The organism is Bartonella sp. HY406 (assembly GCF_025449315.1).
Taxonomy (GTDB): Bacteria; Pseudomonadota; Alphaproteobacteria; order Rhizobiales; family Rhizobiaceae; genus HY038.
In genome coordinates this window covers 1778771-1800519 of the sequence record NZ_CP104893.1, presented here as the reverse complement: position 1 = coordinate 1800519, position 21749 = coordinate 1778771, and the positions used below count along the sequence as shown (strand labels likewise).

General features: G+C 41.1%; 19 protein-coding genes and 1 tRNA gene. 13 read left to right on the top strand and 7 right to left on the bottom strand.

The window, feature by feature from the left end:
* Positions 1-162: 162 nt before the first annotated feature.
* Complete coding sequence (locus N6B01_RS07605; RefSeq protein WP_262078156.1) at positions 163-1185, top strand: hypothetical protein; 1023 nt, start codon at positions 163-165, stop codon at positions 1183-1185.
* Positions 1186-1247: 62 nt separating this feature from the next.
* Here the strand turns inward: N6B01_RS07605 and bla are convergent, their stop codons facing one another.
* Both bla and N6B01_RS07595 read right to left on the bottom strand, forming a co-directional pair.
* A complete protein-coding gene (gene bla, locus N6B01_RS07600; RefSeq protein ID WP_262078155.1) occupies positions 1248-2126 on the bottom strand; it encodes a class A beta-lactamase in 879 nt (292 codons plus the stop codon).
* 265 nt (positions 2127-2391) lie between these two features.
* Positions 2392-2478 (bottom strand) — tRNA-Leu (locus tag N6B01_RS07595).
* 410 nt (positions 2479-2888) lie between these two features.
* Between N6B01_RS07595 and ilvA the strand changes: the two genes are divergently transcribed.
* The 10 genes from ilvA (at position 2889) to N6B01_RS07545 (ending at position 13127) form a co-directional block, all read left to right on the top strand.
* The gene (ilvA, locus tag N6B01_RS07590) at positions 2889-4145 is read left to right on the top strand and encodes a threonine ammonia-lyase IlvA (RefSeq protein ID WP_262078154.1); all 1257 of its coding nucleotides are present in this window, start codon (positions 2889-2891) and stop codon (positions 4143-4145) included.
* Between the two features lie 220 nt (positions 4146-4365).
* On the top strand, positions 4366-4896 hold the full coding sequence (locus N6B01_RS07585; RefSeq protein WP_262078153.1) for a hypothetical protein: 531 nt from the start codon (positions 4366-4368) through the stop codon (positions 4894-4896).
* A 518-nt stretch (positions 4897-5414) separates the two neighbouring features.
* Entirely contained in the window at positions 5415-6965 is a 1551-nt protein-coding gene (locus tag N6B01_RS07580; protein ID WP_246708041.1) for a DEAD/DEAH box helicase, read from the top strand.
* A gap of 511 nt (positions 6966-7476) precedes the next feature.
* Positions 7477-8808, top strand: coding sequence for a preprotein translocase subunit SecY (gene secY / locus N6B01_RS07575; RefSeq protein ID WP_182417115.1), 1332 nt, complete (start codon positions 7477-7479; stop codon positions 8806-8808).
* On the top strand, positions 8805-9383 hold the full coding sequence (locus N6B01_RS07570; RefSeq protein ID WP_182417114.1) for an adenylate kinase: 579 nt from the start codon (positions 8805-8807) through the stop codon (positions 9381-9383). The genes secY and N6B01_RS07570 overlap by 4 nt, the downstream gene beginning before the upstream one ends.
* Before the next feature lie 177 nt (positions 9384-9560).
* Positions 9561-9929, top strand: coding sequence for a 30S ribosomal protein S13 (rpsM, locus tag N6B01_RS07565; protein WP_182417113.1), 369 nt, complete (start codon positions 9561-9563; stop codon positions 9927-9929).
* Between the two features lie 143 nt (positions 9930-10072).
* A complete protein-coding gene (gene rpsK, locus N6B01_RS07560; protein ID WP_182417112.1) occupies positions 10073-10462 on the top strand; it encodes a 30S ribosomal protein S11 in 390 nt (129 codons plus the stop codon).
* Positions 10463-10555: 93 nt separating this feature from the next.
* Positions 10556-11569, top strand: coding sequence for a DNA-directed RNA polymerase subunit alpha (locus N6B01_RS07555; protein WP_182417111.1), 1014 nt, complete (start codon positions 10556-10558; stop codon positions 11567-11569).
* Positions 11570-11593: 24 nt separating this feature from the next.
* Positions 11594-12022 (top strand): 50S ribosomal protein L17, encoded by a 429-nt coding sequence (gene rplQ, locus N6B01_RS07550; protein WP_182417110.1) that lies wholly within the window; start codon positions 11594-11596, stop codon positions 12020-12022.
* 457 nt (positions 12023-12479) lie between these two features.
* A complete protein-coding gene (locus N6B01_RS07545; protein ID WP_262078152.1) occupies positions 12480-13127 on the top strand; it encodes a hypothetical protein in 648 nt (215 codons plus the stop codon).
* Between the two features lie 105 nt (positions 13128-13232).
* On the opposite strand, the gene N6B01_RS07540 is transcribed toward N6B01_RS07545, so the two are convergent.
* The 4 genes from N6B01_RS07540 to N6B01_RS07525 form a co-directional block, all read right to left on the bottom strand.
* Positions 13233-14486, bottom strand: coding sequence for a class I SAM-dependent RNA methyltransferase (locus N6B01_RS07540; RefSeq protein WP_262078151.1), 1254 nt, complete (start codon positions 14484-14486; stop codon positions 13233-13235).
* Complete coding sequence (locus N6B01_RS07535; RefSeq protein WP_262078150.1) at positions 14483-15268, bottom strand: TlyA family RNA methyltransferase; 786 nt, start codon at positions 15266-15268, stop codon at positions 14483-14485. Before N6B01_RS07535 ends, N6B01_RS07540 begins: the two co-directional genes overlap by 4 nt.
* Before the next feature lie 6 nt (positions 15269-15274).
* On the bottom strand, positions 15275-17194 hold the full coding sequence (gene dxs / locus N6B01_RS07530) for a 1-deoxy-D-xylulose-5-phosphate synthase (protein ID WP_182417107.1): 1920 nt from the start codon (positions 17192-17194) through the stop codon (positions 15275-15277).
* Positions 17195-17677: 483 nt separating this feature from the next.
* On the bottom strand, positions 17678-18043 hold the full coding sequence (locus tag N6B01_RS07525) for a response regulator (RefSeq protein ID WP_262078149.1): 366 nt from the start codon (positions 18041-18043) through the stop codon (positions 17678-17680).
* A 253-nt stretch (positions 18044-18296) separates the two neighbouring features.
* Between N6B01_RS07525 and N6B01_RS07520 the strand changes: the two genes are divergently transcribed.
* Together N6B01_RS07520 and N6B01_RS07515 are read left to right on the top strand one after the other, a co-directional pair.
* The gene (locus tag N6B01_RS07520; RefSeq protein WP_262078148.1) at positions 18297-18584 is read left to right on the top strand and encodes a DUF3572 domain-containing protein; all 288 of its coding nucleotides are present in this window, start codon (positions 18297-18299) and stop codon (positions 18582-18584) included.
* Positions 18584-19894: a DNA polymerase IV gene (locus N6B01_RS07515; protein ID WP_262078147.1), complete on the top strand. Its 1311-nt coding sequence runs from the start codon at positions 18584-18586 to the stop codon at positions 19892-19894. The genes N6B01_RS07520 and N6B01_RS07515 overlap by 1 nt, the downstream gene beginning before the upstream one ends.
* Positions 19895-19951: 57 nt before the next feature.
* Here N6B01_RS07515 and aspS read toward each other — a convergent pair whose 3' ends face one another.
* Complete coding sequence (gene aspS, locus N6B01_RS07510; RefSeq protein WP_262078146.1) at positions 19952-21739, bottom strand: aspartate--tRNA ligase; 1788 nt, start codon at positions 21737-21739, stop codon at positions 19952-19954.
* Positions 21740-21749 lie beyond the last annotated feature (10 nt).

Sequence of the window (21749 nt, the reverse complement as noted above, 5' to 3'; positions counted from 1 at the left end):
CTGAGATTTGTTTTGTAGCAAAACTCCTATCTCCATTATTGCTTTTAGAAAGCCAGATATTTGCTGCACAAGCTTTTGACCACTTGGCAGTTGCAACAAGTATAAGGTTTTACCTATTTGCTATATTTTTTTGCACATCAATGCCATTTGAAAGGTTTGACAATGAGTAGCTCCCCTTATTTAGAACATAAAAAGACAACATCTTGGTCTGCTATTTTTGCAGGTGTCGTTTCGACATTAGCAATATTAATCCTATTTTCGTTTTTAAGCACTGCTTTAGGATTTCAAACATTAAATCCTTATGGCAACAATCCATTTGCTGGTATCGGCATGGCTGTTGGAATATCTTCAGTTATAGGGCTTATTATCGCCCTTATTATTGGTGGTTTTATTGCCGGTCGTCTTGCTGGTGCAAACGGTGCAATCCATGGATTTTTAACCTGGTGTGCAGTTTTATTAGTTGGTGCAATTATTACCACTATGAGCCTTGCGGGAGCCGCACGGATAGGGGCATCTGCGGTTTCAAATACGTCTTCGGCGATCGGCAGTGTTGCTGGTAATACTGTATCTCTTTCGGATAATATTGCTCAGTCGTTTGGCTCATCATTACATGATTTAATTGGGGATCAAAATAGTGATGTTAATAGCGACGATATCCGTCAGAAACTTGATCAGATTTTAAAAAATACAAATATACCACAACTGCAACCTGAAAATCTTCGTTCGGCTTTAGATGCTACGCGTCAAGATGTTAGAAACGCCGTTAATGCTATTCGATATAATCCTTCAAATTACCAAAATATCATTGATAATTTGATGAGTAGCATTGAGGAACGTGCAAAGGGATTAACTGCTAATATTAATAAGCAAGATGTTATTACAGCATTAGAAAATAATGGCATGACGCCAGCTGAGGCGCAAACAGCGGCTAATAATGCTATTAACCTTTATAATAACCGCAGTGAAATTATTCAAAATCAAATCAACACTATGCGTCAAACAATTGCCGATACGCAAACTTATATGAAACAGCTTGCTGACGAGGCTCAGGCCAAGGCTGATACAGCTAGTGATGCAATTGCTCGTGGAAGTTGGATGGCGTTTATTGGAAGTATACTGGGTGCAATAATTGCGGCCTTTGCTGGGATGATTGGTTTGCGAAGCAGAAAAGATATGGCAGTTTAATCTTTCTTTTGTCAAAGCGCTTCAAAAAATGCGGCGCTTTGATAATTCTTAATAATAAAGATTTATTTCTTCTTTTGATAGCTATCAAATATGTGTTTTCCAATAATGGCTATACTAGAATTTCTTTCTTCCATATTTGCTTTGGTATTTTTTATGTATATTGCTATTATTATTGGTTTATCTGTCTTTGGCCAAACCGCTGCAATAATGCCGCGCGAGCCGAAACCGCCGGCTCCAGTTTTGTCGGCAATCTTCCAGTCATTGGGAAGTTTAGAGCGCAATAATGCGTCGGCCACTTTGTCGTCTATCATCCATTGTATCAGTTGCTTGCGTGATGAAGGGCTTAAAAAATTTGAAAACAAAAGCTCTTTAAGAGTGTAAGCAATTGCATTTGGGCTGGTTGTATCTCTTAAATCGCCATTAATTGCACTGTTTAATTCTGGCTCAAAGCGATCAAGGCGCGTGGTGTGATCTTTTAATTGCTTAAAAAAGTGATTCATGGCTTGGGGGCCACCAACCTTTTTATGTATTAAATTGGCAGCCGTATTATCACTATAGCTTACGGCTGCACTACATAAGTCTAGCCAATTCATTGATTTGGACTTGGTTTGGTTTTTAGTGATCGGCGAATATTCGATTATGTCCGTTTTACTAAATTCTACTTTTTCCGTAATATCTATTTGTTTATTATCAAAACCCTTAAGCAATGCGGCGCATATAAGTGTCTTGTGTGTGCTATTGAGAGGAAAAAGTTCATTTCCTTTATAGCTTACCGTTTGGTTTGTTTGAGTGTCGAAAATGGCAACGCCGATTTGCGCATTTAATCTATGCTCTTCATCTTGTACAATCTTTATTAATGCCTTGTTATCAAGAGCAAGGGCAGGGGAGTTCAAAATAAAGATGAACAATAAACATAATGATAAGCGATGCCAAAGATTCATGGTGATCTTTCAAATTGTTCCTAAATTGAAATTAGCTTAAATTGCTATGCCTATGATCTTTAATATAAACTATAATTAAACAATTAAAAACAAACGCAAATCAACGAAAATAAGGGTGAACTTGGTAATCTAGCAAATCTAAAAAGGCCAATTTATGTGTTGAACCTCTGGGCGAAATCCAAAAAATTCAAATTATAATAGCATATTAAGGCTAAGGATAATTCTAATCGGCGCCATCAATTTTTTATTTCAATGTTGAAAATTGTGGTGCGGACGGCGGGAATCGAACCCGCACGATCGTTGGATCGAGGGATTTTAAGTCCCTTGCGTCTACCAATTCCGCCACGTCCGCGCAAGGTTCTTATATGCAAACAATTCGCCAATGTGAAGCGAAAATTTTCATTTTGTTCATTTTTTTTTTGATCTTGGGATAACTTTTGAAATTTTATAGAATAATCCAATGAAAACAAAATCTTGTATTTTTGAAAAATGTGTTTCTTACAGTTGATTTTTTTGAATTTTTATAAGGAAAAGAATGATTTTGTGAAAACGCCATAGTCTTAATCGATGGTCACTGGCGTTTTTTTGTAATATTTTTACCCAAATATAACAAATGTGGTTGTTTAAAAGGATTAGTTTGTAAATATACAATCCTCAGTGCATATCTTATCACAATTGTGACAAAAGGTTTTCAATCTCTCATTGTTATAGTAGGTGATAATTGTCAGGTTTTCTTGCTGTTAAAATAATAAGGACAATAAAATGACTGCTTTTTTGGAAAATGTTCAGCATGCAGCTGAAACATTAAGGGGATTGTTCCCAGAAACGCCATTGCAAAAAAATGAATTTTTGTCAGAGCGTTATGGAGCAGAAATTTATTTAAAGCGTGAAGATTTGACGCCGGTGCGTTCCTATAAGATTCGCGGCGCCTTTAATTTTGTTTCCTCGATGTTAGATCAAGTTTCACCCGCTCAAGCATTTGTTTGTGCTTCGGCAGGCAATCATGCGCAAGGACTTGCTTTTGTTTGTCAATATTTTGGCCGCAACGCCGTAATTTTTATGCCGGTGACAACGCCGCAACAAAAAATTGACAAAACGCGCGCATTTGGGCGTGAATTTGTAGAGATTCGCTTGATCGGTGATACTTTTGACCAATGTTATGCGGCCGCGCAAGACTTTGTGGCTAATGGCGGCGGTGTCATGGCTCCTCCTTTTGATGATATGGGGATTATAACAGGGCAAGCTACTGTTGCTTATGAAATTTCACAGCAATGGATGCATGAAACTCCTCCAGATTTGATTGTTGTGCCCGTCGGTGGTGGGGGGCTTGCTAGCGGCGTTTCAACCTTTGTAAAAGATAGTGGCTGGGCTACCGCAATGCGGTTTGCCGAGCCAGAAGGTGCTTCTAGTTTATTTAAAACTTTACAAGCTGGCGAGCGCGTTAAACTCGATAAAATGGATACATTTGTTGATGGTGCTGCTGTTGCGCTTATCGGTGGGATGAATTTTGATATATTAAAACGCTTTGCACCACGTGATGTTATTCGCATCCCCGAAAATCGTCTATGTGCAACTATGATTGAAATGCTTAATATCGAAGGTATTGTGGTCGAGCCGGCAGGTGCTTTGGCTATTGATGCTCTAAAAGATATGGGAGCTAATGAATTGCGTGGCAAGCGCATTGTTCTTGTTGTATCGGGTGGTAATTTTGATTTTGAACGGCTGCCTGACGTTAAGGAGCGCGCATTGCGGTTTGAAGGTTTGAAAAAATATTATATCTTCCGCTTTCCACAGCGCCCTGGTGCATTGCGTGCCTTTCTCGATTTGTTAGGGCCTGATGATGATGTGGCGCGTTTTGAGTATTTGAAAAAATCTGCGCGTAATTTCGGCTCGGTTTTGATTGCTATTGAGACCAAGCATAAAGAAAATTTTGTTTTGCTTAATAAAAAATTTGATGAATCTGGTTGGGCTTATAGTGATGTAACTCTTGATCCGGTTCTATTCGATTTTGTTATTTAACTTAAATATGGATAATAATGTTGGCGGACTGTATAAGGCTAGGTCAAGTAATTGGGTAATTGCTAGGATAAGCATCGCCCGCCAATATTGGTCTTATGATCGTAAAAAATATTTTATGCAAAATATCTATAAAGCTTATGTATTATAGCAATTATCGACTTTGCTATTTGAGTAAGAGGCTTTAAGTTGAATTTAAAGTGATAGGAATTGGAAAATAATTATGGCGAAAATATCAAGCATTATTATTGGTGTATTCATGCTTTTAGCTTTGGCTATAAATGCCAATGCTCGTCAGCCTAGCGGACTTGAACAACGCGAATTGGTTTTATTAGTAAAAAATATTAATGACGCGGTAGAAAAAAAAGATTTTTCAATTCTTGTCAACTCAATGCCTGAGCGCCTTTATAAAGAAATGGCGATTAAAATGTATACAACCGAGGTTGTATTGCGTGAAGATTTTAAAAAGCAAATTACGCAACAATTTAGCAATGTCATTGAAGGTGGTTATCAGCTAGATGGTGATAAAATAGAATATAAAGAAACAGCCGATGGCACATTCTATGCGCTGATTCCAACGCGTTTCGAAACGTCACAGGCTGTAATTGAGTCGCAAACCTTGGCTATTTTTGATAATACTAAGTGGCATATTGTTTTGGGGGGGCAAAAAACTGTACAAAATCCAGTTTTCTTAGAAATCTACCCTTCTTTTCAAAATGTAAGTGTTCCAGTTGGTAAAGCTATTGCTAAATAATGTTGTTATGGACAACTGGGTGACTTTTGCTTAGAATGACGGCGGGGTATTTCGATGCCTCGCTTTTATTTTAAGTTACGATAGATCATTCCCGATCCAGTCATAGTATCAAGATATATTGTTTTGAAGTGCTGAAATTTAAATAGTAAAAGCATATTGCTTTTTGACTAAAATAGTCTTATAGAGCACCAAGCAATCCATTGCTAAAAAGTGCATGATAAAAATTGTGCAACATTATTTGTTTATCATTTGAGAACTGATATAATATTAAAGTTAAGTATGGCATTTTAAATGCCAACTTTGTATTTTCCGATGACATAAAATCCAACGGAATTTAACAGCTTTTGAAGGCTGTGCCCATTGCAAGGCAGTTATTAGCTGCATATTTGGGTTTTTAACATTGTTTTATACATTTAGGGACACGCGGTCTTCATATTTCGAAGAAGGCACGGAATGTTTTAAACATAAATGAAACATAGACTGTCCCAAGATTTTTGAACTTAAGAAAGTATTTTAAATTGACAAATTCTAATTCATCCGGCTTCGCTGATTTCGGATTGCCTGAGCTATTGCTTAAAAATTTAGATCGCGCCGGTATGGTATCACCAAAGCCTATTCAAGAAGAAGCTTTGCCTGTTATGCTCGATGGAAAAGATCTTTTGGGTATTGCTCAGACAGGTTCTGGTAAAACCTTGGCTTTCAGTTTGCCTATTATTGCCCAAATTATCAAAAAAGGTGATAAGCGCCGCCCCAAAAGCGCACGTGCGCTTATTCTTGCGCCAACACGTGAACTTGCGCAGCAAATTCTTGATGCTATCAGCGCAATGACGAAAGATATGCATTTGTCATTAGGTCTTGTCCTAGGCGGTGTGTCGCGCTTAAAGCAAATCAAGCGTGTAGGTCCAGGTGTCGATATTTTGATTGCAACTCCCGGTCGCTTGATGGATCTCGTTCGTGATAAGGAAATTGATCTATCACAAACGCAATATTTAGTGCTTGATGAAGCAGATCGTATGCTTGATATGGGCTTTATCAACGATGTGCGTAAAATTGCATCATTATTGCGTAAAGATCGTCAGACCGCATTGTTCTCTGCAACGATGCCAAAGGAAATTAGCGCGCTTGCTGCAAGCTTGTTGAATGATCCGGTAAGAGTTGAGACAGCTCCACAAGGCACGACAGCAGCTGATATTAATCAGATTGTTTATGGTGTTCATCGCCGCAATAAAAAAGATGGTCTTTTAGGTCTATTGGCAGATGACGCTTTGCGTTCTGTTATTGTTTTCTCTCGCACCAAGCATGGTGCGGATGCGATTAAGCGTGATCTTGATCGCGCTGGTGTTTTATCTGGCGTTATTCATGGTAATAAAACTCAAAATGCGCGTCAAAAAGCATTGAATGGTTTCCGTAGTGGTGCTTTACGGGTTCTCGTCGCAACAGATATTGTGGCGCGCGGTATTGATGTGCCTGGTATCAGTCATGTTATTAATTATGATTTGCCTGATGAAGCTGAAAGCTATGTTCATCGTATTGGTCGTACCGGTCGTAATGGTGCTTCAGGCGAGGCTATCACCTTGTTTGATGCAGAGACTGAAACAGTAAGATTGCGCGGTGTGCAGCGTGTAACCCGCAAAAAATTTGCAGTTGAACCGTTAAGCGATGAAGTAATGAAGCGCAAGCCTGTGCCAGTTGAATTACCTCCAGAGGAGGACGAGCGTCCTTCACGTGGTCGTAATGGTAAAGGCAAGCCAAATACTTCGCGTTTTGCCAAGGGGCGTGCCGAACGTAAACGTGGTGGCGAAGATACAGGTTCAAGAGGCAGCCGTTCAGGCGGTCGCAATGATAGGTCATTCCAAGGTGCCGGCCGTAAACGTGAAGATTCTTCTTTTGATGGTGACCGTAAAGAGCGTTCATCAGCTGGCGAACGCCAAAGCTACGAAGGCAAAAAGCGTAATGGCGGGCAAGGTGAAAGACGTGGCTCAAATGCTAATGCTTCAGCGAAGAAGAAAAGCGGTTTCCAAGGTGGGCGTGGTTCACGTCGCCCAAATCGCGAGTCTTATGCAGCCTAATTAATTTTTCTGGCGCAAATTATCATTGCGGCAGGGTGGTTCTTATAGGATATATCCTTTAGTATCATAGATAAAGGCCCGTCATTTGATGGGCCTTTATTTTGGTTAAAGTATTAATACAATATTGACCCATTATTGTGTCGGACAAAATTTGTGTGAACCGATTATAAAATTACATGCGCTAATTGAATAATATTGATGGTTTTGACAAAAAATGCTTGAGCAAGCTGCATTAATGTGTATCGTTGCGACACTTATTATGCGTTTGCTATTGATTGCCTTTAATAATTAAAGGTATCATTAAAGATGTATCATTGAGGGTGCTTTGTTACCTTCATAATTAATTAATAAAAATAATTAGTTACGGTGTTTTTTGTAAAAACATCCTTAACTTATGGCTTATGATAGTAGTTGGTTGCTATTAGTAACTGATTCTAAATTTGGATTGATTACTGTTTTTTCAGTGTCAGTTCCGGGTAGTACCCGATTGGCGACATACCGGAGAAAATATATGGCTTCAGCCGCAGAACAATTGGCGTCAAATCTGAATTTTTCAGCATTTTCGCGCGCTAGCGAATTAAAACAACGTATATGGTTTACATTGGCTGCCTTATTGGTTTACCGATTAGGGACCTATATTGCTATGCCTGGCATAGATACACAAGCTTTGGAAGATGCATTTACCAATCATGCTGGCGGTGTTCTTGGTTTGTTTAATATGTTTTCCGGTGGTGCTGTTAGCCGTATGGCTATCTTTGCATTGGGTATTATGCCTTATATTTCGGCATCTATTATCATCCAATTGATGACTGCAGTTATTCCTTCTCTTGAAGCTTTGAAGAAAGAGGGCGAGTCTGGGCGTAAGATTATTAGCCAATATACACGCTATGGTACTGTGCTTTTGGCTATTGTTCAGGCTTATGGTATTGCTATAGGGCTTGAAGCAAGTAATCTTGTGGTTGATCCGGGTTGGGCTTTCCGTCTGTCTGCAGTTATTACCCTAGTTGGTGGTACTATGTTTATGATGTGGCTTGGTGAGCAGATTACATCACGCGGCGTGGGTAATGGTATTTCATTGATCATCTATGTAGGTATCGTTGCAACGTTACCTGGTGCTGTTGCTCAAATGCTACAGCTTAATAGAGATGGTCAGCTTTCTGCATTTATTGTTTTTGCTGTTATCGTTCTTGTTATTGCACTTATTGCTGTTGTTGTTTTTGTTGAACGTGCGCAGCGCCGGTTAATGGTGCGTTATCCTAAGCGACAAGTTGGTAATCGCATGTTTGAAGGTGATACTTCAAACCTTCCATTAAAGATCAATACAGCTGGTGTTATTCCGCCTATCTTTGCGTCTTCTTTATTGTTGATGCCATCTACGCTTGGAGCATTTACTCAAAATCCACCAAGTTGGGCTCAACCAATTATAGTTGTGCTTCAACATGGTCATCCGGTATATATGGCGCTATACGCTGCTTTGATGGTATTCTTTTGCTTTTTCTATACTGCAATTGTATTCAACCCCAAGGAAACTGCAGATCAATTAAAAAAACATGGCGGCTTCATCCCAGGTTACCGTCCTGGTGAACGTACAGCTGAATATATTGATTATGTATTGACGCGTATCACTGTCCTTGGTGCGATTTATATTGTTGGTGTTTGTATGTTGCCAGAATTCTTTATTTCGTCGACCGGAATTGGTATGCAGCTTGGCGGTACATCGCTTCTTATTATCGTAACGGTAACACTAGATACAATTTCACAGGTTCAAGGTCATCTTGTTGCGCATCAATATGAAGGCCTAATTAAAAAGTCGAAACTTAGGGGAGGTAAGAAAACACGATGAAACTTATTTTATTAGGACCACCCGGTGCTGGAAAAGGCACTCAGGCTAAGATTTTGACTGAAAAATATAATATTCCACAACTGTCAACTGGTGATATGTTACGTGCAGCTGTTGCTGCTGAAACTGAAGTTGGTAAGCGCGCTAAGGAAGTTATGGCAGCTGGTCAATTCGTTTCTGATGAGATAGTCAATCAAATCGTTGCTGACAGAATTAGCGAGGCTGATTGCGTAAACGGCTTTATTCTTGATGGTTATCCTCGCACTGCAGCTCAAGCTACAGCTCTTGAAGAAATTCTTAAAGCTCGCAATACGCATCTTGATGCCGTCATTGAGTTGAAGGTTGATGAGAATGCTTTGATTAGCCGACTCGAAAGTCGGATAAGAGAAACGCAGGAAGCTGGTGGTAGTATTCGTTCGGATGACAATCCAGAAACATTTGCCAAGCGTTTAGTAGAATATAGAGAAAAAACTGCGCCATTATCGGATTTTTATCGACAGAATGGCCAGTTAAAAGAGGTTGATGGTATGGCGCAAGTTCATGCCGTAACAGCTGAAATTCAAAGCCTATTACAATAAACTAGGTATTATTTCAGTTCTATATGAATTTGCTTGACTTTTTCGTTAAAATAGGATTAAGACAGCAAATTCATTTTTAAAATGTTATAGCCCTGATGGTTTTCTGTTAAGGGCTATTTTTTCACTGTAAATATATGCGGTATTTGCAGTTGTTAACCAGAACCAAGGAGAAAAGGCGTGGCTCGTATTGCTGGCGTCAACATCCCGACTAATAAGCGCGTAGTAATTGCGCTTCAGTATATTCACGGGATTGGACCAAAATTTGCTCAAGAGATCTGCGAAAAAGTAGGTATTCCTGCTGAACGTCGCGTTAATCAGCTTACCGATGCTGAAGTTTTGCAGATTCGCGAAACTATTGATCGTGACTATCAGGTTGAAGGTGATCTTCGTCGTGAAGTTTCCATGAACATCAAGCGTTTGATGGATCTTGGTTGCTATCGCGGTCTTCGTCATCGTCGTTCATTGCCTGTTCGTGGTCAACGTACACATACTAATGCGCGTACTCGTAAGGGCCCTGCAAAGGCAATTGCTGGTAAAAAGAAATAATCATAGCTAGCCAGATTGTTCTGGTTGTCTATTTTAAGATTTGCTGTCCCTTTCTTGCGGCTTGTTGAATTGATAAGTCAAAAATAGGAATGGGTGGAGCTGCTGAAGTTACGGCAGTGTAGAGATCGATTGAAAGGTAGAATATGGCAAAGGAAGCCACACGTGTTCGCCGGCGCGAACGTAAAAATATTTCATCAGGTGTTGCGCATGTTAATTCAACATTCAACAACACAATGATTACAATTACCGATGCTCAAGGCAATGCAATTGCATGGTCTTCAGCCGGTGCGCAGGGGTTCAAGGGTTCACGTAAATCCACTCCATTTGCAGCACAGGTTGCCGCAGAAGATTGTGCGAAAAAAGCTCAAGAGCATGGCATGCGCTCATTGGAAGTTGAAGTTTGCGGTCCAGGTTCTGGCCGTGAATCTGCACTTCGTGCGTTGCAAGCTGCTGGTTTTGTGATTACTTCTATTCGCGATGTGACGCCAATTCCACATAATGGCTGTCGTCCACGTAAAAAGCGCCGCGTTTAATTTGGCTGTTTTATTAGCTAAAGGGGTCCCTTTAGCGTTCATGCTCATTGTCACGAATGGATGGTGACAAAAGCTAAGGACAGGAATTTAATCATGATCCAAAAAAACTGGCAGGAACTAATCAAGCCTAGTAAGGTTGAGTTTCAAAGTGATGCTTCTTTTACGAAAGCCACTTTGGTAGCTGAGCCTCTTGAACGTGGTTTTGGTTTGACTATCGGTAACGCGCTAAGACGCGTTCTTCTTTCATCTCTTCGTGGTGCGGCTGTTACTGCTGTGCAGATTGATGGTGTTCTACATGAATTCTCATCAATCCCAGGTGTTCGCGAAGATGTGACGGATATTATTTTGAATATCAAGGAAATTGCTATCCGTATGGATGGTGACGGTCCAAAGCGCATGGTTGTTCGTAAAGAAGGACCTGGTGTTGTTACCGCTGGTGATATTCAAACCGTTGGCGATAGTGAAATTCTCAATCCTGATCTTGTTATTTGTACACTTGATGAAGGTGCGGAAATCCGCATGGAATTTACCGTTAATAATGGTAAAGGCTATGTGCCTTCCGATCGTAATCGCGCTGAAGACGCACCAATTGGTCTTATTCCAGTTGATAGCCTTTTCTCACCGGTTCGCAAAGTATCCTACAAGGTAGAAAATACCCGTGAAGGACAAGTTCTTGATTATGATAAGTTGACTTTAACCATTGAAACCAATGGTGCAGTTAGTGGTGAAGATGCAGTGGCTTTTGCAGCTCGTATCTTGCAAGACCAACTTTCTGTTTTTGTTAATTTTGAAGAACCACAAAAAGAAGCTCCGCAAGAGCAAGTTTCTGAACTTGCATTCAATCCTGCACTTCTTAAGAAAGTGGACGAGCTGGAGCTTTCTGTTCGTTCAGCCAATTGCCTTAAAAACGATAATATCGTTTATATTGGCGACCTTATCCAGAAGACGGAATCCGAAATGTTGCGGACACCGAATTTTGGCCGTAAATCGCTTAACGAGATTAAAGAAGTTCTCGCTGGCATGGGTCTACATCTTGGTATGGAAATACCAGCTTGGCCGCCAGAGAATATCGATGATCTTGCAAAGCGCTATGAAGATCAATATTGAGCCATTAATTGAAGGAGAAAGCTCATGCGCCATGGTAATTCAGGCCGCAAGCTGAACCGGACTGCAAGTCATCGTAAAGCAATGTTCGCCAATATGGCGGCATCGTTAATCGAACACGAGCAGATCGTGACTACGCTGCCAAAAGCTAAAGAAATTCGTCCAATCGTAGAAAAGCTAGTAACTCTAGGTAAGCGCGGCGGCCTACACGCACGTCGTCAAGCCATTTCAGCTATTCGCGATGCCAAACTTGTTGCTAAGTTGTTTGATACACTTGCACCTCGTTATGCTACTCGTAATGGTGGCTATTTGCGTATTATGAAAGCCGGTTTCCGTGCTGGTGATAATGCACCTTTAGCTGTAATCGAGTTTGTTGAACGCGATGTTAATGCAAAAGGCGCAGCTGATCGTGCTCGCACTGAAGCTGCTGCAAAAGAAGAAGCAAGCGCTGCTTAATTATTTAAGCCCGTTTAGTATTGAAAAAGCCCGCTTTGGAAACAAAGCGGGCTTTTTTGTTTCTATAAACATCATATAATATATGAAAGCTATGGGATGTATTTAAAGTATGCTCAAATGCTTTAGAAGCAATAGCAGCTGTAATTTTTGCATCTTTGCGCATGAGCAAAATACAAGTGTTTTTTATTTTGCCAAAAAGCTATGAACATTATTGTTTGTTGTTATGATACTATTTTAAAAGCAGATGAAAATTGTCTTTATCAGTTCAAAAAAAATTGTTACGAAATTATTAGTTTGCAATGAGATGGGGCTCCATAGTCAGTTCATGAAGCTGTTGTTTAATTTTGACGCAGCAACTTCGGCTATATTTTATATTTAGCTGCATTTTAAAATTTAAAAATTGAGCCTAATATTGCTGAACTATTTTTTAATTATAATTTTTATTGAGGGAAGATTTATGCAATCTATAGCGTCTAACTATAACTATAAATTAGTTTCTAGATTATTTTTGTTATGGATAATATCGTTGTTATTAACAACTCAGGTTAATGCCAAAGATGGTTATGAAATTTCATTGCAATTAGAAGATGGGACGACGCTAGAGGAATTATCTAAGCAATGGTGGATGTGGGCTAGTAGCTTTGAAAATACATCTGATGATCCTATTGATGATGAGGATGGTCATCTATGTTATTTGGGCAATAAGGATCATGTTTGGTTTTTAGCAGGTACTTATGATGGCATGCCAGTCACTAGGCATTGTAATATACCAAAACATAAATATATTTTTTTTCCAGTAGTTAATTTTATTATTGGCGAAAACCCTCGGTCTGCTATTTGTAGCGAAGTAAGCCGCGAGGTTAAGGATATAATGGATACTGCCAGTGGGATCTATGTTGATCTGAGTGATAGTTCATTATCTAAAAACCAAATTACACGTGTTTCAACAAAAAGTTGTTTCAAAATACCAAATGATAGCTATATCTATGCATCAGATGGTTATTGGGTTCTATTGAAATTTTCTGTGCCTGGAGAATATAAATTAAATTTTGGTACTAAAGACGAATTTTCTCAAGATAATCATTATGTTATTACTGTTGATTAATATCTGGATATTAATCAACAGCTGCTATACATGATTTGAATATTGCGTGAGTTATTGCTAATTATTTATATCACTTAATGTAAAGAAAACAGGATCTTTTCAACTTTACAGCTTCCAGCCGGGTTTGGGATTTCTTTTGCTTAAAAGGGCGACAGCCTCCACATGGGGTGACCATAAGAACTGGTCAACTGGTATCACTTTTTCAAGCTTATAGCCGCCTTTAACAAGGATTGATAAATCACGTGCTAATGTCACCGGATTACATGAAACAGCAACTACACGGCTAATAATAGCATTGGCTATTTCCTTAGCTTGTTCTTCAGCGCCGGCGCGTGGTGGATCAAAAACAAGGCCATCAAATTGTGCAAGTTCCTTGGCGTTTAATGGTCGGCGGAACAAATCGCGTTCTTCGTGGACAACTGTCTTTAACCCCGTTGCGTAACGGCTTGCGCGATCCAAGGCTTGTAAGGCTGCTGAAGTATTCTCAACGGCTTTGACGTTCATTTTTTTTGCCATTGGGAAAGTAAATGTGCCCGATCCTGAAAACAGATCAACTGCATTTTTCGTCTTTTTTAGCCAATTAACTGCAATGCCCGTCATTGCAATTTCTGCTTCCTTGGTAGCTTGTAAAAAACCACCCGGTGGCAGGATAACTTCGACGCCATCAAAATCAATTAGGGGCTTTGCAACTTCAATAATGATTTCATCGTCAATGGCAATTCTTGCGATTTTTAGTTTGATAGCAAGGGTTGTAAGACGCTGGCGGTGGCGATCTTCGATATTTTCAACGCCGGAAATCATGATGTCGAGACCGTTATTAGCAGCCGTCACCGTCACATGAAAACTACGGGCATTATCTTGCAAAACTGCTGCAATGGCATGAATATCATCAAAGCGTGATGTTATAGCCTCAACGGTAACAGGACATTCATGAATTTCAACAATTTCGTTGCTTTGGTAGCGGTTAAATCCAAGTACTAAACCTTTTGGAGTTGCTTTAGCCGTTAAAACGATGCGCCGTCTCGTTTGTGGTTCACAGGAAATGAGTGGTGCAACTTCAGTCTTCAAACCACGCGCTTCTAATGCATGTACAACAAGGTCACGTTTCCAAGCTTCATAATTTTCGCGGTTCCAATGTTGTAAGGAGCAACCACCGCAATCTTCAAAATAGACGCAAGTAGGTTCAATACGCTCATTAGATTTGCTTGTAAGCGCAATGAGCGTGCCTTTATCACCCTCGGTTGCAACATTAGCCTTTTCGCCTGGCAGGGTGAAAGGGACGTAAATATTGCCCGATGAGCCTTTGGCAATACCATCGCCACCAGCTCCAACGGCACTTATTATAACATCTTTCGTCACTTGTCTTTCACTCCATAAAGTAAGAATTCCTGATTGCCATCTCCGCCTTCAATGGGCGAGGCAATAAGATCAATAGCGCGCCATTGCGGTAAATTATCCAACCACTCAAAAAGCGATGCCTTAACGCGTTCTACTGCCTTTTTGTCTTTAACAAGACCACCTTTGCCAATGGCTTCACGCCCAACTTCGAATTGAGGTTTTAGCAATAAAATGGCTTTGGCATTCTTATCAGCAAGTTCGAGTGCTGGTGGCAACGCAAGGGTTAGAGATATAAAACTAACATCTGAAACCAAAAGATTAAGTCTTTCACCGCCAAGGTGTATTTTTTGCAAATTACGGGCATTCAAACCTTCATGCAAGGTAATTCGCGGATCACCTTGCAAAGATGGGTGAAATTGCCCATGCCCAACATCAATAGCAGTTACATGGCCTGCACCACGTTCTAAAAGTACTTGGCTAAAGCCACCAGTGGAAGCGCCAACATCTATGCAATGACTATTCTTTACATCAATCTTAAAATGATCAAGCGCACCAATCAACTTTAGAGCTGCGCGTGACACATAGGCCTTGGCAGGATCGTCAACCTCAATATTTGCGTCAAAAGGCGTTAAAGCGCCAGCTTTGGTTATTACTGTATTGCCAACTTTAACTGTACCGCGTTCAATTGCATCGCGTGCCCTTGATCTCGATGAAAAAAACTTGCGTTCAACCAATAATTGGTCAAGTCGTAGCCGCGTGTTAACACCTATTTGATCAGGCTTTTGATCATCCTCTTTTGGCACTTTATTTTAAGCCCTAATTTGTGGCTGCTTGGCGAGATCTCGTCCAAGTGCATTAAATACTGCTTCAACAATACCGTCATGACCAAGGCCAATACGTGCGAGTACTTTATCTTGATTGCCATGGGCAAGGTAGCTGTCAGGTAGTGTCAGTGTGCGGATTTTTAAGCCATGTTCAAGTAGGCCTTTTTGCGCCAAAAGTTGTAATACCTGTGCGCCAAAGCCGTTCATTGCTCCTTCTTCAATGGTTATTAACACTTCATGCTCTTTAGCAAGGCGTGCGATTAAGTCTTCGTCTAGCGGCTTTGCAAAACGCGCATCTGCAACAGTGGTCGAAAGACCTGCTGCAGCTAGCTCATCTGCAGCCAGCATAGCTTCACCAAGGCGCGTGCCAAAGGATAAAAGCGCTATTTTTGTGCCTTCACGTATAATTCTGCCCTTGCCAATTTCAATGATTTCACCGCGTTGCGGTAATTCAAGGCCGGCGCCTTCACCACGTGGATAACGGAAGGAAATAGGCCCTTGGTCATAAGCTGCAGCAGTGCGCACCATATGCATCAATTCAAGATTATCCGACGGTGCCATAACTACAAAACCCGGTAGGGCGGTTAAAAATCCTGTGTCAAAGCTACCTGCATGGGTTGCGCCATCGGCGCCAACAAAGCCAGCGCGGTCAATGGCAAAACGAACAGGCAAATTTTGTATCGATACATCATGGACAATTTGATCATAGCCACGTTGTAAAAAGGTTGAATAAATGGCAGTAAACGGTTTGAAACCTTCAGCCGCAAGTCCGGCTGCAAAGGTTACAGCATGTTGCTCGGCAATACCTACGTCAAAGATGCGCTTTGGAAATTCAAGTCCAAATTGATCAAGCCCAGTGCCACCTGGCATTGCGGCTGTAATGGCCACAATTTTATCATCATGGCGTGCTTCTTCAATTAGGCTTGATGAGAAAACCTTGGTATAGCTTGGCGTGTTGCTTGGTGCTTTTGCTTGCTTACCAGTGATAACGTCAAATTTGTTAACGCCGTGATATTTGTCGCTTGCAGCCTCTGCTGGTGGGTAACCTTTACCTTTTTTGGTGACCACATGAATGAGGACAGGGCCAAAGGGATTTTCACGAACATTTTTTAGCACAGGTAATAGGTGGTCGAGATTATGGCCATCTATTGGGCCAACATAATAAAGACCCAACTCTTCAAATAATGTGCCGCCGGTTAACATGCCGCGCGCATAGCCTTCAGAGCGGCGCATTCTATCCCAAAAGAATTTCGGTAGCTTTTTGGTAAGCTCTTTGGCACGCTCACGCAAAGTTCTAAAGCCGGGATTAGAAACAAGGCGTGCAAGATAAGCGCTCATTGACCCTGTCGATGGCGCAATGGACATATCATTATCGTTTAAAATGATAATGAGGCGGGCATCCATAGCGCCTGCATTATTCATTGCTTCATAAGCCATGCCGGCTGACATTGACCCGTCACCAATAACGGCAATAACATTGCGCTTTTCATCATTAAGTTCGGCGGCAACGGCCATGCCGAGGCCTGCTGAGATCGACGTTGAAGAATGCCCCGCACCAAAAGCATCATAATCACTTTCGCTACGTTTGGTAAAACCTGAAAGCCCATTTTCTTGGCGCAATGTCCGGATGGTATCGCGTCGTCCAGTTAAGATTTTATGTGGGTAAGCTTGATGCCCTACGTCCCAAATAATGCGGTCGTGGGGTGTGTCAAAAACATAATGCAGCGCAACGGTTAGTTCAACAACACCAAGTCCCGCACCCAAATGACCGCCCGTGACCGAAACTGCATCAATCGTTTCGCTACGTAGTTCTTCAGCCAATTGCGGCAAGTCAGCTTCTGACATTTTGCGCATATCAGCTGGAAATTGAACCTTATCTAGTAGCGGTGTCGTTGGGCGTGACAATATAAAACTCCGTTGCTGCAACTTGGTCTTTTAAAATATTTCTATTTTTCTAAAATAGCTGCCTTAACGCAAATTACAGAAAAATGATATAATTTATTTTAATATCCTAAGGGATTTCGCTTCATCATTTATGATGGTTTGTAAAAATTGCTCATAGTGTGAATAATTTAAGCACTTGAGCAATGCAAAATGGCTCTTTTACAAAGCCACTTTACTCTTATAATATGCTAAAAAATAGTCTTTTTTCAATAACAGCTATTAAATTTGTTTGAATTTAAAAAATAGCTAAAAGCATAAAAATCGCATTGTATTGCCTTTTTGGGGCGATGTTAGTCGGAAAAAAGGCTAAATTGCAACTATAATAGGCCTTGAAACAAAGGAAACTGCTATTTAAATATCTGATTTATACGCTTGTGACAGTTTAAAGCCATTTTCGGGTTGATGGACATCATGGTGTAGCGGCAATAAAGCCCCGTTGTCGTTTTAGTCAAGAAAGCGTTTAATTGTTTCCATAAATTGCGGAACGGATATTGGTTTTGACATATATTCTTCGCAGCCACCTTCTCTTATACGCTCTTCATCACCTTTCATAGCGAAGGCTGTCACTGCAATAACTGGAATAGATGCAAGTTCACCATCAGCTTTTAATTGCCGTGTTACATCAAGGCCTGAAATTTCTGGCAATTGAATATCCATTAAAATGAGGTCTGGTTGGTGCTCGCGCGCCAACTCAAGAACCGTTAAACCATTACGTGTTGTTACTGTTTCATAGCCGGTCGCTTCAACAAGATCGCGAAAGAGCTTCATATTGAGTTCATTATCTTCAACAATTAAAACTTTTTTAGCCATGGTTTAAGTCTTCCTGCTCTAATTTTGTCTTTTTGCGGCAATTTGCAAAATTCCGAGAATTTAAAGCGCCTTTGAATGAATATTTTTTGCTCAGCTTTACAAAAAGCTCGACAAAATTACATGATACCAATTAGCAGATTATTTGCTATAAGGAAATGGCAAGCTTTTGCACGTTCAAAAGCATAAGTAGTTATTTTAGTGCTATTAGCAAGGTGTAGCATGGATCAACTCACATAATGAGGTAAATGGGTTAATGAAACATAGTGTTAATCATGAGCAGGCTGAAGCTATCGCAATTACTGCGCTTGGCTTTTTAGCTGGTGATCAAGAATTATTGGAGCGGTTTATGGCAATAAGTGGCATTGCTGGTCAAGATATCCGGCAAGCCGCTAGCAGTCCAGGTTTTTTAGCAGGTGTTTTGAGTTTTTTGCTAAATCATGAGCCAAGTTTGTTGATGTTTTGCCAGAGTTCCAATATTCAACCAGAGCGGGTTGCCGAAGCATTTGCTGCGCTGCCAGGTGGCTCACCGATTGAGTTTTAATGGAAAAGCAAAACGATTTCTCAACGCCAGTTTTTGGATTTTGCCGAGATTGCCTCACCATACAGCGCGATAAGCGAAAGCGATGTGTGAAATGTGGCAGCCCCCGCATTATCGCTCATGATGAGCTTTATAGCCTTCCCATCGCGCATATTGATTGTGATGCCTTTTATGCCTCAGTTGAAAAGCGTGATAGGCTTGAATTGCGCGATAAGCCGGTAATTATTGGTGGCGGCACGCGCGGCGTAGTGTCTACATGCTGTTATATTGCGCGTATTTATGGCGTGCGTTCAGCCATGCCGATGTTCAAAGCATTAGAAGCATGTCCGCAAGCGGTGGTTATTCCTCCAGATATGGCAAAATATGGTAAAGTAGGTAAAGAAATTCGCCAGATGATGCTAGAACTTACGCCATTAGTTGAGCCGCTTTCCATTGATGAAGCGTTTTTGGATTTGCATGGCACTGAGAAATTGCATAAGTCGCCACCGGCCTTTACTCTCGCCCGTTTTGCCAAGCGCATTGAGAATGAAATTGGAATTAGTGTTTCTATCGGTCTTTCTTATTGTAAGTATTTGGCAAAAGTTGCCTCTGATCTTGATAAGCCTCGCGGTTTTTCAATTATTGGCCAAAATGAAGCTTTGTCCTTTTTAGCTACCCAAGAAATAAAAATGATTTGGGGCGTTGGTAAAATGATGGCGGCAAAACTTAATAATGATGGCATATTCACGATTGGCCAATTGCAAGAAATGGAAGAGGTTGAGCTCATGCGTCGCTATGGCGTGATGGGGCAACGTTTGTTTCGTCTTTCCCGTGGGGTAGATGATCGCAGTGTTGAGCCGGAAAGTGACATGAAAAGCGTGTCTGCCGAGCGCACTTTTGAAAAAGATTTATCAAAACGTGAAGACCTTATTGCGGTTTTACGCCATTTAAGTGAGCTGGTTTCACAGCGTTTGAAAAAAGGTAATATTGCTGGGCAAACCGTAGTGTTAAAATTAAAAACCAAGGATTTTAAATTACGTACGCGCAATCGTCATTTGAGTGATCCGACGCAAATAGCAGATCGCATTTTTCGTGTAGGGGTGGACTTATTGGATCGTGAATTAGATGGTAGTTCTTTTCGCCTGCTTGGCATTGGTGTTCAGCAATTAAGTGATGATGAACAAGCTGATCCGATTGATTTAGTTGATGAACAGGCAACAAAACGAGCAGCCGCTGAAACAGCGATAGATAAATTGCGTGATAAATTTGGATCAAAAGCAGTAGAGACCGGATTTACCTTTGGCAAAAATCCGATAAAATCATCCAAAGAGTAAATTAAAAACTGCATAAAATAAAAAGGCCGGTAAAACCGGCCTTTATGTTGTTTTACCTTACGCCTTTGTTGGGGGCGCCAATCTAATATGCAAATCACGCATTTGCGCAGGCGAGACATTAGAAGGTGCGCCCATCAACAAGTCAAATGCTTGTTGATTCATTGGGAAGAGTGAAATTTCACGCAAGTTTTGTGCACCTGTGAGCAACATGACAATACGGTCAACACCTGCTGCCATACCACCATGCGGCGGTGCGCCATATTGGAATGCACGATAAAGACCGCCAAAACGCTCTTCTACTGTTTCACGCGATAGGCCCGCAATTTCAAAGGCTTTAACCATTGTTTCTGGAATGTGGTTACGAATACCACCAGATGCAATCTCAAAGCCGTTACAAACCATATCATATTGGAATGCTTTAATGGTAAGTGGATCTTGATTTTCCAACGCATCCATTCCACCTTGTGGCATAGAAAATGGATTATGTGCAAATTCAATGCGCTTTTCATCCTCATTCCATTCATAGAATGGGAAGTCGATAATCCAAGCAAGTTCAAAACGATTATGGTCGACAAGACCAAGGTCTTCACCCGCGCGTGTACGGGCCGCACCTGCAAAAGACACAAACTTTTTAGGATCACCTGCAACAAAGAAGCAAGCATCACCATCATTTAATCCAAGCTGTACGCGGATAGCCTCGGTGCGCTCTGGACCAATATTTTTGGCAATTGGACCTGCGCCTTCAAGCACTTCACCTTCTTTACGCCAGAAAATATAGCCAAGACCTGGTTGGCCTTCTTTTTGAGCCCAACTATTCATGCGGTCACAAAATGCTCGGCTACCACCGGTTTTGGCCGGGATTGCCCAAACTTCAGCCTTGTCATCATTGGCAAGAATATTGGCAAATACCTTAAAGCCTGAATCACGGAAATGCTCAGAGATTTCTTCCATAATAATTGGATTGCGAAGATCTGGCTTATCACTACCATATTTACGCATCGCATCATCATAGGTAATGCGTGGCATTACATCATTGACTGGTTTAACGCCGGCAAATTCCTTGAAGATGTCACGGATAACCGGCTCCATTGTGGTAAGAACATCTTCTTGCTCGATAAAGCTCATTTCAAGGTCAAGCTGATAGAACTCACCAGGTAAACGATCTGCGCGTGGATCTTCATCGCGGAAGCATGGTGCAATCTGGAAATAGCGATCAAAGCCGGAAACCATCAAAAGCTGCTTATATTGCTGCGGAGCTTGTGGCAAAGCGTAGAATTTGCCTTCATGGATACGGCTTGGTACCAAGAAGTCACGCGCACCTTCAGGTGAAGAGGCGGTCAAAATTGGGGTTGAAAATTCTGAAAAGCCAATATCATGCATATGACGGCGCATTGACTTGATAATATCAAGGCGGCGCATGATATTCTTGTGCAATGTTTCGCGGCGCAAATCCAAAAAGCGATATTTTAAACGAATATCTTCAGGATAGTCTGGCTCACCAAATACTGGCAAGGGAAGCTCATCTGCTTTAGAAAGGACTTCAATCTCTTTGGCAAAAATTTCGACTTCACCAGTAGGAAGTTGGTTGTTTACGGTGTCTTCTGATCTGGCTTTAACTTCGCCATCAACGCGAATAACCCATTCGCCACGTAAGGTTTCTGCCATTTTGAAGGCAGAAGAATCAGGATCAGCTACAATTTGCGTCAAACCATAATGGTCTCTAATATCAATAAATAGAATTCCACCATGATCACGAACGCGATTAACCCAGCCAGAGAGGCGAACGGTAGAACCAACATCGGATTTGCGCAAAGCTGCACAATTATGGGTGCGATAACGATGCATTTTTAACTGC